The organism is uncultured Slackia sp. (assembly GCF_934630525.1).
Taxonomy (GTDB): Bacteria; Actinomycetota; Coriobacteriia; order Coriobacteriales; family Eggerthellaceae; genus Slackia.
In genome coordinates, this window is record NZ_CAKTVX010000005.1 from 33,528 (window position 1) to 47,539 (window position 14,012).

Consider the following 14,012-nt stretch of genomic DNA (forward strand, 5'->3'; position numbering starts at 1 on the left):
TGAAGACTCCGCCCGCCCGAGAGGAGCGGCCTTGTGGCCGTGACTGAGGGTAGGCGGGTTCTGAAAGGCGGGATGTCCGCGAGGGCGTGCTGGCCGGGAGCAAATATGAAGCAGACGTTCGATATAACGGGAATGACATGCGCCGCATGCAAGGCGCGCGTCGAGAAAGCCACGGCATCGGTCGATGGCGTGGCCGAAGTCGCCGTGAACCTGTTGAAAAATAGCATGGAGGTTGCCTATACCGACGATTCGCCAGATGCGGTTGCCCAGGTGAATGCAGCCATTAGCGCCGCCGTTGACAAGGCGGGCTACGGCGCTGAGCCGCGTGCCGCGGCGGGCGAGGGCGCGCAATCTGTTGCACAGGGCGGCGTTTCTGCGGCAAAGGCCGCGCGAGAGTCCGCAAACAAGAAGGCGGCCGAAGCCGAGGCGGCCATGCGCCATCGCCTGATCGTGTCGTTCGTGTTCGCCATTCCGCTGCTCTATCTTTCTATGGGCCATATGTTCAGCTGGCCGCTTCCCGCGTGCTTTTTGGGCCACGAGAGCATGATCACGTTCGCATTCACGCAGTTCTTGCTGCTCATTCCCGTTATCGCGGTGAACTTCAAGTATTTCAGCGGCGGTTTCAAAAGCCTCGTGCATGGCGCCCCCAACATGGACTCGCTCATTGCGCTTGGCGCAACGGCATCGACCGTGTATGGCATCGCGGCCATTTACCGCATTGGCATCGGAATGGGCGCGGGCGACATCGATGCGGCGCATATGGCCGTGATGGATTTGTATTTCGAATCGGCCGGCATGATTTTGACGCTCATCACGCTGGGCAAATACTTCGAGGCGCGCGCGAAGGGCAAAACGACCGACGCGATTTCGTCTCTTCTCGATCTTTCCCCTAAAGTCGCAACGCGGCGCGAGGGCGAAGCTGAGGTTGAAGTGCCTCTTGAGCAGGTGCAGGTCGGAGACGTGCTCGTGGTGCGCGCGGGCCAGGCGGTGCCGCTCGACGGCACGGTCGTCGAGGGCTCGGCCGCGGTGGACGAATCGGCGCTTACGGGCGAAAGCGTTCCCGTGGAAAAGCAGCCGGGCGATGGCGTGATTGGCGCGACCATTTCGAAAACGGGATGGTTCGCCATGCGCGTCGATCGCGTGGGCGACGACACGGCGCTTGCGGGCATCATTCGCATGGTCGACGAGGCGACTTCGACCAAAGCTCCCATCGAGAAGCTTGCCGATAAAATCAGCGGTATTTTCGTGCCCGCGGTCATCGGCATTGCGCTCGTGACGTTCGTCGTGTGGATGCTCGCGTCGGGCGATGTGTCAACCTCGCTCACCCATGCGGTTTCGGTGCTCGTGATTAGCTGCCCGTGCGCGCTCGGCCTGGCAACGCCGTGTGCCATTATGGTGGGTACGGGCCGTGGCGCGCGTGCCGGCATTTTGGCGAAAACGGCCGAAGCGCTCCAAACTGCCCATGATGTGAAAACCGTAGTGCTCGACAAAACGGGCACTATCACCAAAGGCTCGCCGGAAGTCACCGACATGCTGTGCGCCACGGGCGTGGAAGCGAATGAGCTGCTCCGCGTCGCGGCGGCCCTCGAGAAAAAATCGGAGCATCCGCTTGGCCGCGCGATTGTTTCGCGTGCGGAAAGTATGGCCCTTCGCGTCGCCGAGGCGAGCGAATTCCGCCAAATTCCCGGCGGAGGCGTTGCGGGCGTGTACGACGGAGCGGTGTGCGTAATGGGAAATGCCCAGCTCATGCGGCAGCATGGCGTGTACTTGGGCGAATTCGAGCACGAAGCCGAACGTTTGGCCGACGAGGGCAAAACCCCGCTGTTCTTGGCGGTGGGTGCTGGCGTGGTGGGCGTTATCGCGGTTGCCGATACCATGAAGCCCACGAGCGCCGCCGCCGTGTCGGAGTTTCACGATATGGGCGTGCGCACGGTTATGCTCACGGGCGACAATGAGCGCACGGCGCGGGCCATTCAGCGCGTGTGCGGGGTGGACGAGGTCGTTGCCGGCGTTTTGCCCGAAGGCAAAGAGCGCGAGGTTGCGCGCCTATCGAGCGAGGGCGCCGTAGCGATGGTCGGCGATGGCATTAACGACGCGCCGGCGCTCGCTCGCGCGGATGTTGGCATTGCCATTGGCGCAGGTGCCGACATCGCCATTGAGTCGGCCGACATGGTGCTCATGAAGAGCGACTTGCTCGATGTGCCCGCGGCCATTCAGCTCTCGCGCGCGACCATGCGCACCATTAAGCAGAACCTGTTCTGGGCACTTATCTACAACGCGATTTGCATTCCCGTTGCGGCGGGCGCATTCTCGTGGGCGGGCCTTACGCTCAATCCCATGATCGCGGCCGCGGCCATGAGCCTAAGCTCGGTGTGCGTGGTGAGCAATGCGTTGCGTTTGCGCACATGGAAGCCCCGTTTTTCCAATCATGTGCAGGAAGAGGCATCGCGTCGCTCCCTTCCTGAAGACGAAATCGTCGTTCGCGAAATTGCGTACAGATTGCCGGAAGGCATTCAAAATACCCTCGAAAGAAAGGAACCGTCCATGGAAAAGACTCTGCATGTTGAAGGCATGATGTGCCAGCATTGCGTAGCTCACGTGAAGAAGGCGCTCGAAGGCGTCGCGGGCGTGGCGAGCGTCGACGTCGACCTTGATGGCAAGAAGGCCACCGTGCAGCTCGTCGAAGACGTTGCCGACGCCCAGCTCGTCGACGCCGTGGTCGACGCGGGCTACGAAGCCCACATGGCATAATGGCCCATTAATTCAACGGTTCCGTAACTGCGCGGCCAAGAGTTCGTTTCAAATGCGCGTTTGCGGGGTAGCGTGTGGGTTCGTGCGTATAATGAAGTCAAACATACCTTCTTACGAATCGAGGATCCCATGACCGAATTCGAGAACACCAAGCAGGCCGAAGGCGCCGCTCCCGAAAAACCCGCTGCGCCCGCCCAGCCTGCAACCGTTCCGCCGCTGCAGGGCATGCCGACCCCGCCCCAGGCCGCAGGCCAGGTTCCCCCTTCGGGCAACCCTTATGCGAACGCCTCTCAGAAGCAGCCTTCCGGCCAGGCTCCGTTCTACGGCGCGCCCGCCCAGCAGCCTCAGCAACCCCAGGCCGTTCCGCAGAACATGCCGGGCATGCCGCTGCTCTATCTTACGGGCGGCATGAAATTCGGCTGGGCTGCGTGCGGCTTCTTCCTTGGCCCTATCGCTATTCTGCTCGCGTGGCTCACGAACCAGAGCAATTTCCCCCAGGCGAAATCCGATGCGGTCAAATTCTCGCTCATCGGCTTTTTGGCGACGTTCGCCGTGTGGGTGCTGGTCCTCGTTTTGTTCAGCGTGGCCGCATGCTCTGCGTTTACCTACGGACCTTCGTACTACTCGTACTACTAAATTATTTGGCGCGTGTTTCGCAAGGGACGCTCAAAGGCTCGCCGTTCAGCGCGGCGGGCCTTTTTGTCGCTTGCGACGTTGTGATATCGTGTTTTTCAGTGCGCCGTTACGCTATCGTTGCTGGCGCTTTGTTTATGGATGCTAAACTGCACTTTCAGGTCTCAACCGAAAGAGAGGGTGTCATGGCCGAAATGGCTTCAACCGCTGCATGCTCAAGCGTCACGTTTGGTGACGCCGACGTCGAAGAAATTCTCTATAGCGAACAAGCGATTCACGAGCGAGTGGCGCAAATCGGCCAGCAGATTACTGAAGACTATCGCGACGTGGCATTCGCGGAAACGCCGCACGGCGACCCCGCGATTCTTATGGTGAGCGTGCTTCGCGGCGCTGCCATTTATATGTCCGACCTCGCGCGTCAGATCGACCTTCCTTTCGAGATGGACTATATGGCCGTGTCTTCTTACGGAACGGGCACGAAGAGCTCCGGCGTCGTGCGCATTCTGAAAGACCTCACGTCGAACATCGAAGGCCGCCACGTGATTATCGCGGAAGACATTCTCGATTCGGGCCTCACGCTGAAGTACCTGCTTCGCGTGCTTGAGTCTCGCAATCCCGCATCGATCACCGTTGCGGCGCTTTTGAAGAAGCAAAACCCCGAGCAGGCCGAAATCGACTGCAAGTATGTAGGCTTTGAGTGCCCCGACGCTTTCATCGTGGGATACGGCCTCGACTACGCCGAGCGTTATCGCAACTTGCCTTACATCGGCATTCTGAAGCCGGAAGTGTACCAAGGAAAATAATGAGCGAAACACACCAGCAAAACGACAACCAAACGCAGCAGCCTGCGCCGGCGGCTCCCGAAAGCCAGCCGCAACAGCCGCAGGCGCCGCAGCAGCAGGGCCAGCAGCAAAACCCTTACGGCAATGCGCCGCAGCAGGGCCACGACCCCCAAGGCCAACAGTTCCAGGGCCAGCGCGGCTCTTCTATGTTCAACATCGACCCGAAAGACGCCAAGCAAATGATGTCTCGCCCGCCGCAGCGCGTGAGCATTATTTCGGCCATTCTGTTCTTCGTCGTGGCGATGTTCATCGGCAGCCAAATGATGACGATGATGAATGGCGCCGAAACCGACACGCTCATCACCTCGGAATTCGTACAGGCCGTTGAGCAGGATCGCGTGCAAAACGTGGTCTACGATGCCGGCAGCTATACCGTCACGGGCACCTATTATCCGGCCGCAACCGCCGGCTCCACCGCGTCCGATGCGTACAACAACGCCATTGGTGCGCTGAATGCCCAGGTCCAAGGCGTGCTTGGCACCGATGCTCCCACGGTTGACACCACCAACCTCGATGCGAAGAGCGTTGGCACCCCGCGCAAGTACACGTCTACTTACGTGGGCCAAGACTCGCTCATGCAGCTTCTGAAGAGTCATCCCGATGTTGAGTATCAGGTGAAACTGCCCGACGGCATGGGCGACTTCCTTATGAGCCTGCTGCCCACGCTGCTCCTCATCGGTCTTATGGTCTTCTTCTTCGCCCAAATGAACAAGGCGAACAATTCGCAAATGTCGTTTGGCAAGGCGAAGGCGAAGGAATACACCCAAGAGCACCCCGATGTGCGCTTCGACGACGTTGCTGGCGAAGACGAGGCGGTCGAGGAGCTTCAGGAAATCAAAGACTTCCTCGTGAACCCGAAGAAGTACCAAGACCTCGGCGCGAAAATTCCGCGCGGCTGCCTGCTCGTAGGCCCTCCGGGCACGGGCAAAACGCTGCTTGCGCGCGCCGTCGCGGGCGAGGCCCAGGTGCCGTTCTTCAGCATTTCGGGTTCTGAATTCGTCGAAATGTTCGTGGGCGTTGGCGCAAGCCGCGTGCGCGACCTGTTCAAGCATGCCAAGGAATCGGCTCCCTCGATCATCTTCATCGACGAGATCGACGCCGTTGGCCGCCAGCGTGGCGCTGGTTTGGGCGGCGGCCACGACGAGCGCGAGCAAACCTTGAACCAGCTGCTCGTCGAGATGGACGGCTTCGAGAAGAATGAGGCCGTGGTGCTCATCGCCGCGACGAACCGTGTTGACGTTTTGGACCCGGCTCTGCTTCGTCCGGGCCGTTTCGACCGCCAAATCGTGGTTGACGCGCCCGACGTTCGCGGCCGCGAGAAGATTCTTGCGGTGCACGCGAAGAACAAGCCCATCGGTCCCGATGTCGACCTGCCGCGCATCGCGAAGCTCACGAGCGGCATGACCGGCGCCGACCTCATGAACCTCATGAACGAAGCCGCGCTGCTCACCGCTCGCCGCAACAAGTCGCACATCTCCATGGCCGAGGTCAACGAATCCATGGAACGCCTGATGGCCGGTCCCGAGCGCAAGAACCGCGTGATGAACGAGAAAACTCGTCGCACCATTGCGTTCCACGAATCGGGCCATGCCCTGGTTGGCCACTTGCTGCCAAACGCCGACCCGGTGCATAAGATCACCATCGTGCCGCGCGGCCGCGCGCTGGGCTACACCATGTCGATTCCTGACGAGGATAAATTCCTCGTGAGCCGAAACGAGATGTACGACGAACTCGCCGTGTTCTTGGGCGGTCGCGTTGCCGAGGAAATCTTCTGCGGCGACATCACGACCGGCGCGAGCAACGACCTGGAGCGCGCCACGAAGATGGCCCGCCAGATGGTCGTGAACTACGGCATGTCCGACGCGCTGGGCCAGCAGACGTTCGGCCAGCCGAACCACGAAGTCTTCCTGGGCCGCGATTATGGCAACACCCAGGATTACTCGCCTGAAACCGCTCAGCGAATCGACGAGGAAGTCGCGCGCCTCATGAAGCAGGCGCACGATACCGCCTACGAAATTCTCTCGCAGCGTGCCGACCAAATGCACACGATGGCCGAAGTGCTGCTCGATCGCGAGACGGTCGACGGCGCGGCGTGCGAAGCTTTGCTCAACAACACGTGGGCCGAGTTCTCGAAGAAGGAAGCCGCTGGCGAAATTCCTCCCGACGAGGGCTTCACGCTCGTGGAGCCTGTCGGCAAGCAGGAGGAGCCGCAGCTCGCTTCGCCGCAGCAGGCAGCTGAGCCGCAGGGCGATTCTTCGCAGCAGTAGGCTTTTGCCGCAAGGGGGATTGCGGCGCATGACACAACCAAGGGGCGCGTCCCCTCGCTTTCGGGCGAGGGGACGCGTTTGTGCGTATATAAGAAAGGAAGAAACCGAGCATGATGTGGAAATGCGCGAAGTTCGAATTCGACTCCACGCGCCCCGTCGTTATGGGCATTTTGAACGTGACGCCCGATTCGTTCTCTGACGGTGGCCAGCACAACGGTTTTGCTGAAGCAGTGGCGTATGCGCGCCAAATGGTCGACGAAGGCGCTCAGATTATCGACGTGGGCGGCGAGTCGACGCGCCCGGGTTCGGCGGAAGTGTCCGTCGAAGAGGAGCTCGCGCGCGTGCTCGATGTAGTGCGCCAGCTGGCCGATTTGGGCTTGTGCGTGAGCATCGATACGCGCCATGCCGAAGTTGCTCGCGCGTGCGTAGAAGCTGGCGCGGCGATTATCAACGACGTAACGGGTTTCCGCGACCCCGCCATGGTCGAAGTCGCCAAAAACTGCGATGCGGGCCTTGTTGTCATGCATATGCTCGGCGAGCCCGCCACCATGCAGGACAATCCGCATTACGACGATGTCGTGGCTGAGGTCAAAGAATACCTGGGCAGCCAGGCCGCCATGCTCGAAGCAGCCGGCGTTGCGCGCGAGCGCATCTGCGTCGATCCCGGCCCTGGCTTCGGCAAAACCGCGAGCCAGACCATGGAGCTCATGCGCAACTTCCACGAGTTCAACCGCTTGGGCTATCCCACGATGGTCGCCGTTTCGCGCAAAAGCTACATCGGCTCCGCGTATGGCATAAGCGAGCCTGCGCAGCGCGACGAGGCGTCGGCGCAAGAGGCCCTAATGGCATGCGAGCTGGGCGCTTCGGTAGTGCGCGCCCATAACGTACCCGAAACCATGAAGGCGCTCAAAAACCTGCGTCCTTATGTGATTTTGGGCCTTGGCTCCAATGTGGCCCTCGTGGCGAACCCCGGCGAGGAAACCGAGGGAAAAATCGCGAACCTGGAACAGGCCATCACGGGCCTGTGCTCCATTCCCGATACGCAAATCATCGACATCTCGAGCTACTACGAAAGCGAGCCTGCGTACTACGAAGACCAGGATACCTTCGTGAACGCCGTGGTGCTTGCGCGCACGGGCGTGCCGCCGAAGGAACTTTTGAAGTATTTGCACGCAATCGAGAACAGCCTGGGCCGCACGCGCGAAATCGAAAACGGCCCCCGCACGCTCGATTTGGACATCGTCGATTACCAGATGTACGTGGGGCAAACCGATGAGCTCACGCTGCCGCACCCGCGCGTGTGCGAGCGTGATTTCGTGGTGAAGCCGCTGCTCGAGCTTTTGCCGAACCATGTGCTCGCCGACGGCACGCCCGTCGTCGCCGAAGGCGCGGTGTACGGAAAGGCAACCAAGCTATAAGCTTGCGACCTGTGCAAAGCGCTCATTCATCGGTATTTCTTTCGCAGGTTGCCTTTGGGCGTGAGGTTCACGCGAACCCCATGCCAGCTTGCTACACTTCGAAGACTTTTCCGCTGAATAATGCGCGATTTTGTCCACGCGGACGATGGTGCGCTCGACGATGTAAGGAACTTCATGAACTTCGATATCATTTATAAAGATGTGACTGGCTCGACCAACGATGACGTGTGGGATCTTGCCAATCATGGCGCGCATTCGGGCGTCGCGGTGCGCGCGCTGCGCCAGGAATCGGGCCGCGGTCAATGGAAAACGCGTCCGTGGGTGAGCCCTGAAGGCGGGCTGTATTTCTCGGTGCTGCTTGAACCTCGCATTCCCGAGGAAGAATTCCCTTCGATGAGCCCCCGCCTCGCCGAGGCTGTGGCGCGCATCGTGCGCAGCATTGCGGGCGTGACCGAAAATGAGGTATGGGTTAAGCCTGCCAACGACGTGATGTGTGAAGCGGGCAAACTGTGCGGCATGTCGCTTGACGCGAAAGACGGCAAAGTGGTGCTCGGCGTTGGTTTGAACGTGTTCCATCCGAAGGAGCCCATCGTGACCGACGGCCGCAACGTCGCCGCGTATGTTTGCGACTTGGGCACGGAGGAGTCGCGTTCTTTGCCGTTCGCAAATGCGCTTTCGAACCCGCTTTTGCGCGTGCAATACCTCGACGCCGTGATGCAGGGCTTGCTTGGTGCTATCGACCTGGAGCTTTCTGCCATCGAGTGCGAGCATATCTAAAATAAAACGAACGAATAATCGCAAGAAGGGCGTGTATGACTGAAGAAAAGATGATGGGCGAAGCGCGCGGGGGCAAGCCCCAAGCGGCTGACGAGAAGGAAAACGAGCGCGTCACGCGCATGGGCTCGGGCAATATTCCGGCCCTCGTAGTCGAATTCGCGGTGCCCGCGATTTTGGGCATGCTCGTGAACGGCGCGTACAATATTATCGACTCGGTATTCCTCGGTCATGGCGCAGGCGAAATCGGCCTTTCTGCCGTCAGCGTGGCAACGCCGATCATGACGGTGTTCATGGCGATTTCTATGCTCATCGGCGCAGGCGGCAACGCGTTGTGCGCGCTTCGTTTGGGCGAAGGCAAACACAGCGAGGCCGAGCACGTTTTGGGCAATACGTTCACGCTCGGCGTGCTGGTATCCATTCTGCTCGCGGTGCTCGCTCACATTCCCGCATGCATCGAGCCGCTGCTCTCGCTTTCTTCGGCCACCGATACGGTGCGCCCCTATGCTCGCGACTTCATCCAGATCATCAGCCTGGGCTGCGTCTTCCAAATCGTTGGCATGGGCATCAATAACTTCATTCGTACCTGCGGCGCGCCCAACAGGGCGTTTCTCACGATGCTCATCGGCGCGGTGGGCTGCACCATTTTCAACGCGATTTTCGTCATGGGCATGGGCCTGGGCGTCGTCGGCAGCGCGTGGGCGACCGTGTGCGGCCAATGCGTCAGCTGCATTACCGTGGTGTGGTACTTCACGAAGACTCCTGGCGTGCCGCTGCGCCTGCGCCGCAAGTATCTTGCGATGAATGGTGCGCTTGTGCGCAAGATTCTTGCGCTGGGCACGGCTTCGTTCGTGCTGCAGATTGGAGCCGCTGTATCGCAGGTCGTCACCAACTACGCGCTCGTGAAATATGGCGCCATGAGCCCCATCGGCGCCGACAATGCGCTCGCCGCCGTCGGCGTGGTCGGCCGCGTGGCCATGTTTACCATTCTGCCGCTTATCGGCATGTCGATCGCCGTGCAGCCGCTTTTGGGCTTCAACTACGGCGCGAAGCTATGGCATCGCGTGAAAAAGACGCTTGCCGTGGGCATGCTGGGCGCCACGATCATCGGCACGGTGCTGTGGGTGCTCATCATGGTGTTCGCTGCGCAGATCATCGGATTCTTTGGCATTACCGACGCAGCGCTCGTCGACCTGTCGGCGTTCGCGTTGCGCGTGAACCTTATTTTCCTGCCCATCATCGGATTCCAAATCGTCGGTTCGAATTACTTCCAGGCCACCGGCCAGCCCACGAAGAGCATTATTCTGTCCATGACGCGCCAGATTCTGTTCCTTGTGCCGCTCACGCTCATTTTGCCTGAGGTGCTGCCGGGCATTCTGCCGATGTTCGATGGCCTCGACGCGGTGTATATGGCCGTGCCGTGCTCCGACTTCTTGGCGATTTTCACCGTGGGCGCATTCGTGCTCGTTGAGCTGCATCGTCTGAACAAGCGTATCGCCGAATCGAAGTCGGCGGCTCAGCCCGTCGCAAACGAACAAGGCGCTCAGCAGCAAGAATAGGGGATATTCATGGGGGAGCCGAAACTTCGCCTGCAAGGGGTGTCGCAGGTGTACGAAGGTGCGCGCGGTGAAACGTGCGCGCTTCAGAATATGGATATTGACGTGGTTCCAGGTGAGGCTGTGGCGATTCTGGGGCCTTCTGGCTGCGGAAAATCGACGAGCCTGCTCATTGCGGCGGGCTTGCGCATGCCTACGCAGGGTGCCGCGTTCGTTGATGGCGCGCGCGTTGCGGGGCCGCGTTTGAACACGGCTCTGATTCTGCAAGATTTCGGCCTTCTTCCCTGGAAAACCGTTGCGGAAAATGCGGGCCTCGGCTTGCAGATTCGTAAAATGCCGAAGCGCGAGCGAGCCGAGAGGGTTGCGCGCGCGCTCGAGCAGGTGGGTTTGGCCGATTTCGCCGACGCGTTTCCCGCGGAGCTTTCAGGCGGCATGCGCCAGCGTTTGGCCATGGCGCGCGCCCTTACGTGCGATGCCGATTTGCTGCTCATGGACGAGCCTCTTTCTGCGCTCGACGCGCTTCTGCGCGAAGAAATGCAAGACATGTTGAAGCGGTGCTGGCGCGAGCAAGGCTACGCGCAGGTGCTCGTGACGCATTCCATTGAGGAAGCGGTGTACTTGGGCCAGCGCATCGTGGTTATGTCGCCGCGACCGGGCCGCGTGGTGCACGTGCTGGAAAATGCCGAGATGCAGCAGGAAAACTGGCGCGCTGCCGATTTGTTCTTCGAGCGCTGCCGCACCTTGCGCGAAATGCTGCGCGGCATTGTGGCGAAAGGGGAGGTGGCCCATGCGTAAGCATCCTGTTTTGGGCCGCATTGCGGGCTATGCGTTCGCCATCGTGTTCATTCTTGCTGGTTGGCAGCTTACCGCCATGGCGGTGCACAATCCGGTACTGCCTGGGCCTTTTGACGCGTTTCCCATGGTGGCGCAGTATTTCGATGAGCTGTGGCCGGCGTTTCTTGTGAGCCTTTACCGCGTGGTGGTCGCGATGCTCATCGGCACGGTGCTCGCCATTCCTTTGGGACTCGCGTGCGGTCGCTCTCCGCGCGCCGATGCGATATTCGCGCCCATTTTGTATTTCCTTTATCCGCTGCCGAAGGTCGTGCTGCTGCCCGTGCTCATCGTGCTGCTGGGTTTGGCCGATGCGCCGAAGATCGTGCTCATCGCGATTACCGTGTTCTTCCAAGTGCTCGTAACCGTGCGCGATGCATCGAAGAGCGTGCCCGAGCAGAGTATTCTCTCTATGCGCTCACTTGGCGCGAGCAGGCTCGATATCTATCGCCACGCTATCGTTCCCGCTACATTGCCCGAGCTGTTCACGGCATTGCGCATTTCGAGCGGCACCGCGGTTGCGATTCTATTCTTCGCCGAGGGCATTGCGGGCTCTACGGGGCTGGGCTATTTCATCGTGAATGCCTGGGCGTTGCTTGCCTACCCGAAGATGTTTGCGGGCATTATCGCCATGGCGCTGCTTGGCGTGATTTTGTATGAGCTGTTCGATATCGCGGAACGACGCCTGACGCGTTGGAGGCGCGTGTAGAGGGACGATTCCAATCGTTCTTGGCTTCGGAGCGCTCGACATGCGTGCGCCCAAGACCACAGCCGGCTACCGCTCGCTTCGCTCGCTATGCGCCGCCTTGGCGGTGTTTCACTCGCGATAAAGAGCATAAGTGAATACCGACGGTCTTAGGCGCACGCATTCCGAGCCTTCCGAGGCATATACGTGTGGCCCCCATCGGCTTTGTTTGCTGATGGGGGCCACATTCGTTTACGGGGTTTGGTTGCGCAGCTCTTTGGTGCTTGGTCGCGCTAATGAATATGCTCGTGGACGCTGGGGAGCGAAACGACGAAGCACGCTCCGCCGCCGGCTGCATTGAACGCCTCGATGGTGCCGTCGTGGCCTTCGACGATGCCCTTCACGATGGAAAGGCCCAATCCCGTGCCGCCGGTGTTGCGTGCGCGGGAGTTGTCGCCGCGATAGAAGCGCGTGAACAAGAGTTTCGGGTCGATATCGCCAAAGCCTGGGCCGTCGTCGATGACGCTGATGACCGATTTGTCTGCCAAGCCCGCAAGGCGAATCGTTACGTGCCCGCCCTTACCCACGAAGCGGCTCGCATTGGCGACCAGGTTGTAAATGACCTGCTGAAGGCGGTCGGGGTTGCCAAGCACGTCTGGCGCTTCGCCTTCGATTTTCAGCTCGGCGCCGTTTTCCTCGAAAATCGGATTCATCGCATCGGCCACGCGTTCGGCGACGTCATGCAAATTCACGCGCTTCATAATGACCTGGTCGGTGCCTTCTTCAATATGCTGAAGGGTGAGCAGGTCATTCGAAAGGCGCGTAAGGCGCTCCGACTCGTTGATGATGGTTTGGCAGAAGCGCTCGCGCAGCGCGGGCGGCATGTCGGGGTCCATAAGGGTTTCGGCGTTGCCGCGAATGGCCGTAAGCGGCGTGCGCAGCTCGTGGGCCACGTCGCTAATGAAGCGCGTTTGTCGGTTTTCCTGCACGGAAAGGTCGCTCATCTGGGCTTTTGTTTTTGCGCTCAGGGCAACGAAGTCTTCGGCGAGCTTGTCGGCCTCGTAGAGCTTGCCTTCCGGCTTAATATCGACGCGCGCATCTCCGTGAAGGATCGCCTGCGCGCGCACGTGCAAATCGGTAAGGGGCTCGGCCAGGTAGTGACCGATGACGAGGCTCAGCGTGAATGCGAACGTCGCGCCCGCAAACAGGAACCAGAGCAGCAGGCCTATATCGGGAATGCCGAAAATGCACACCAGGAAAAAGGTGAGTATCGAAGCCGCCACGGCGAAAATAGTGGCCAAAACGGCATAAAACGATTGAAGGCGTCTCATAATGAAACGCCTTTCGTCAGCGGCGCTGTGCGTAATGTGTCATTCATCGTGAAAGGGCGCCTATGCTTTCAGGCGGTAGCCGTAGCCGCGCACGGTCTCGATGATGCTCGGGTCGAAGCCTGCTTGCGAGATTTTGTCGCGCAGGCGCTTGATGTGCGTGTCGACCGTCTTCGTTTCGGTGATGTATTCCCAGCCCCAGGCTTCGCGCAGCAAATCTTCGCGGGTCACGACTTTGCCGGCGTCTTTCATAAGGGCGGCAAGCAGTTCGAACTCGCGCGGGGTCAAATCGATGGGGCCATTGGGGCCAACGGCCGTGTGGCGGTCTTCGTCGAGCGTGATTCCGGCAGCCACGAGCGCGCCGCTATCGGGCGCCTCAAGGGTGCCACGGCGAAGCAGGGCGCGAACGCGGGCGATGAGCTCGCGCACGCCGAAGGGCTTGGCCAGGTAATCGTCGCCGCCGATTTCGAGGCCGACGACCTTGTCGAGCTCGGTGTCGCGCGCCGAAAGGAAGAGCACGGGCGCTGTGGTGCGGCTGCGCAGGCGGCGGCACAGTTCATAGCCGTCCATGCCGGGCAGCATAATGTCGAGTACGAACAGGTCGTAATGCTTGCGCGTCGCCTGCTCGAGCGCGTCTTCGCCGTTGTTGGCGACATCAACTTTGAATCCCTCTTTCATGAGGGAGTAGGAAACGAAGTCGGTAATGGACTGCTCGTCGTCGACGACGAGGATTGAGGCGGCTTCTTCGGTCATGGGTGCCGCTCCTTTCGTGCTGGGGTTGTTTGTGGGCGCAATCGCGCCCGTTCAGCTACTCGAATCATAGCACGCCGCATGCCCCAGCATGCCCGTTCACCATTCGGTTGACGCGCTGTAAGGTTGGTGTTTCGCGTCAGTTGATTTCGTTGCTTGCGCGATTGCGGCGTGTGC

The 14,012-nt window shown here is 60.3% G+C and carries 11 protein-coding genes; 9 read left to right on the top strand and 2 right to left on the bottom strand.

All coding sequences use genetic code 11. The features are described 5' to 3' along the window. The first annotated feature begins 105 nt into the window (after nt 1-105). The 9 genes from Q0D41_RS05520 (at nt 106) to Q0D41_RS05560 (ending at nt 11,781) form a co-directional block, all read left to right on the top strand. Nucleotides 106-2,751 (top strand): heavy metal translocating P-type ATPase, encoded by a 2,646-nt coding sequence (locus tag Q0D41_RS05520; protein WP_294376413.1) that lies wholly within the window; start codon nt 106-108, stop codon nt 2,749-2,751. A gap of 129 nt (nt 2,752-2,880) precedes the next feature. After that, the gene (locus Q0D41_RS05525) at nt 2,881-3,387 is read left to right on the top strand and encodes a hypothetical protein (protein ID WP_294376415.1); all 507 of its coding nucleotides are present in this window, start codon (nt 2,881-2,883) and stop codon (nt 3,385-3,387) included. Nucleotides 3,388-3,569: 182 nt separating this feature from the next. Continuing rightward, on the top strand, nt 3,570-4,187 hold the full coding sequence (gene hpt, locus Q0D41_RS05530; protein ID WP_294376418.1) for a hypoxanthine phosphoribosyltransferase: 618 nt from the start codon (nt 3,570-3,572) through the stop codon (nt 4,185-4,187). A gap of 218 nt (nt 4,188-4,405) precedes the next feature. Further along, complete coding sequence (ftsH, locus tag Q0D41_RS05535) at nt 4,406-6,493, top strand: ATP-dependent zinc metalloprotease FtsH (RefSeq protein ID WP_288484993.1); 2,088 nt, start codon at nt 4,406-4,408, stop codon at nt 6,491-6,493. Nucleotides 6,494-6,603: 110 nt separating this feature from the next. Next, nucleotides 6,604-7,911: a dihydropteroate synthase gene (gene folP / locus Q0D41_RS05540; protein ID WP_294376421.1), complete on the top strand. Its 1,308-nt coding sequence runs from the start codon at nt 6,604-6,606 to the stop codon at nt 7,909-7,911. Nucleotides 7,912-8,085: 174 nt separating this feature from the next. Continuing rightward, nucleotides 8,086-8,688, top strand: a complete 603-nt coding sequence (locus Q0D41_RS05545; RefSeq protein ID WP_294376423.1) for a biotin--[acetyl-CoA-carboxylase] ligase — start codon at nt 8,086-8,088, stop codon at nt 8,686-8,688. A gap of 50 nt (nt 8,689-8,738) precedes the next feature. Beyond that, nucleotides 8,739-10,244, top strand: coding sequence for an MATE family efflux transporter (locus Q0D41_RS05550; RefSeq protein WP_294376681.1), 1,506 nt, complete (start codon nt 8,739-8,741; stop codon nt 10,242-10,244). Nucleotides 10,245-10,253: 9 nt separating this feature from the next. Next, nucleotides 10,254-11,036, top strand: a complete 783-nt coding sequence (locus tag Q0D41_RS05555; RefSeq protein WP_294376425.1) for an ABC transporter ATP-binding protein — start codon at nt 10,254-10,256, stop codon at nt 11,034-11,036. Further along, nucleotides 11,029-11,781 (top strand): ABC transporter permease, encoded by a 753-nt coding sequence (locus Q0D41_RS05560; RefSeq protein ID WP_288484991.1) that lies wholly within the window; start codon nt 11,029-11,031, stop codon nt 11,779-11,781. The genes Q0D41_RS05555 and Q0D41_RS05560 overlap by 8 nt, the downstream gene beginning before the upstream one ends. 269 nt (nt 11,782-12,050) lie before the next feature. Here Q0D41_RS05560 and Q0D41_RS05565 read toward each other — a convergent pair whose 3' ends face one another. Both Q0D41_RS05565 and Q0D41_RS05570 read right to left on the bottom strand, forming a co-directional pair. Further along, the gene (locus Q0D41_RS05565; RefSeq protein ID WP_294376433.1) at nt 12,051-13,088 is read right to left on the bottom strand and encodes a cell wall metabolism sensor histidine kinase WalK; all 1,038 of its coding nucleotides are present in this window, start codon (nt 13,086-13,088) and stop codon (nt 12,051-12,053) included. A gap of 60 nt (nt 13,089-13,148) precedes the next feature. Then, a complete protein-coding gene (locus tag Q0D41_RS05570) occupies nt 13,149-13,838 on the bottom strand; it encodes a response regulator transcription factor (protein ID WP_114614702.1) in 690 nt (229 codons plus the stop codon). Between the last annotated feature and the right edge of the window lie 174 nt (nt 13,839-14,012).

Bases quoted from the DNA above. Each gene is read 5' to 3' on its own strand.
- Q0D41_RS05570 (WP_114614702.1), bottom strand. From the start codon at position 13,838: ATGACCGAAGAAGCCGCCTCAATCCTCGTCGTCGACGACGAGCAGTCC.
- Q0D41_RS05565 (WP_294376433.1), bottom strand. From the start codon at position 13,088: ATGAGACGCCTTCAATCGTTTTATGCCGTTTTGGCCACTATTTTCGCC.
- Q0D41_RS05555 (WP_294376425.1), top strand. From the start codon at position 10,254: ATGGGGGAGCCGAAACTTCGCCTGCAAGGGGTGTCGCAGGTGTACGAA.
- Q0D41_RS05550 (WP_294376681.1), top strand. From the start codon at position 8,739: ATGATGGGCGAAGCGCGCGGGGGCAAGCCCCAAGCGGCTGACGAGAAG.
- Q0D41_RS05560 (WP_288484991.1), top strand. From the start codon at position 11,029: ATGCGTAAGCATCCTGTTTTGGGCCGCATTGCGGGCTATGCGTTCGCC.
- Q0D41_RS05545 (WP_294376423.1), top strand. From the start codon at position 8,086: ATGAACTTCGATATCATTTATAAAGATGTGACTGGCTCGACCAACGAT.
- ftsH (WP_288484993.1), top strand. From the start codon at position 4,406: ATGATGTCTCGCCCGCCGCAGCGCGTGAGCATTATTTCGGCCATTCTG.
- Q0D41_RS05520 (WP_294376413.1), top strand. From the start codon at position 106: ATGAAGCAGACGTTCGATATAACGGGAATGACATGCGCCGCATGCAAG.
- hpt (WP_294376418.1), top strand. From the start codon at position 3,570: ATGGCCGAAATGGCTTCAACCGCTGCATGCTCAAGCGTCACGTTTGGT.
- Q0D41_RS05525 (WP_294376415.1), top strand. From the start codon at position 2,881: ATGACCGAATTCGAGAACACCAAGCAGGCCGAAGGCGCCGCTCCCGAA.
- folP (WP_294376421.1), top strand. From the start codon at position 6,604: ATGATGTGGAAATGCGCGAAGTTCGAATTCGACTCCACGCGCCCCGTC.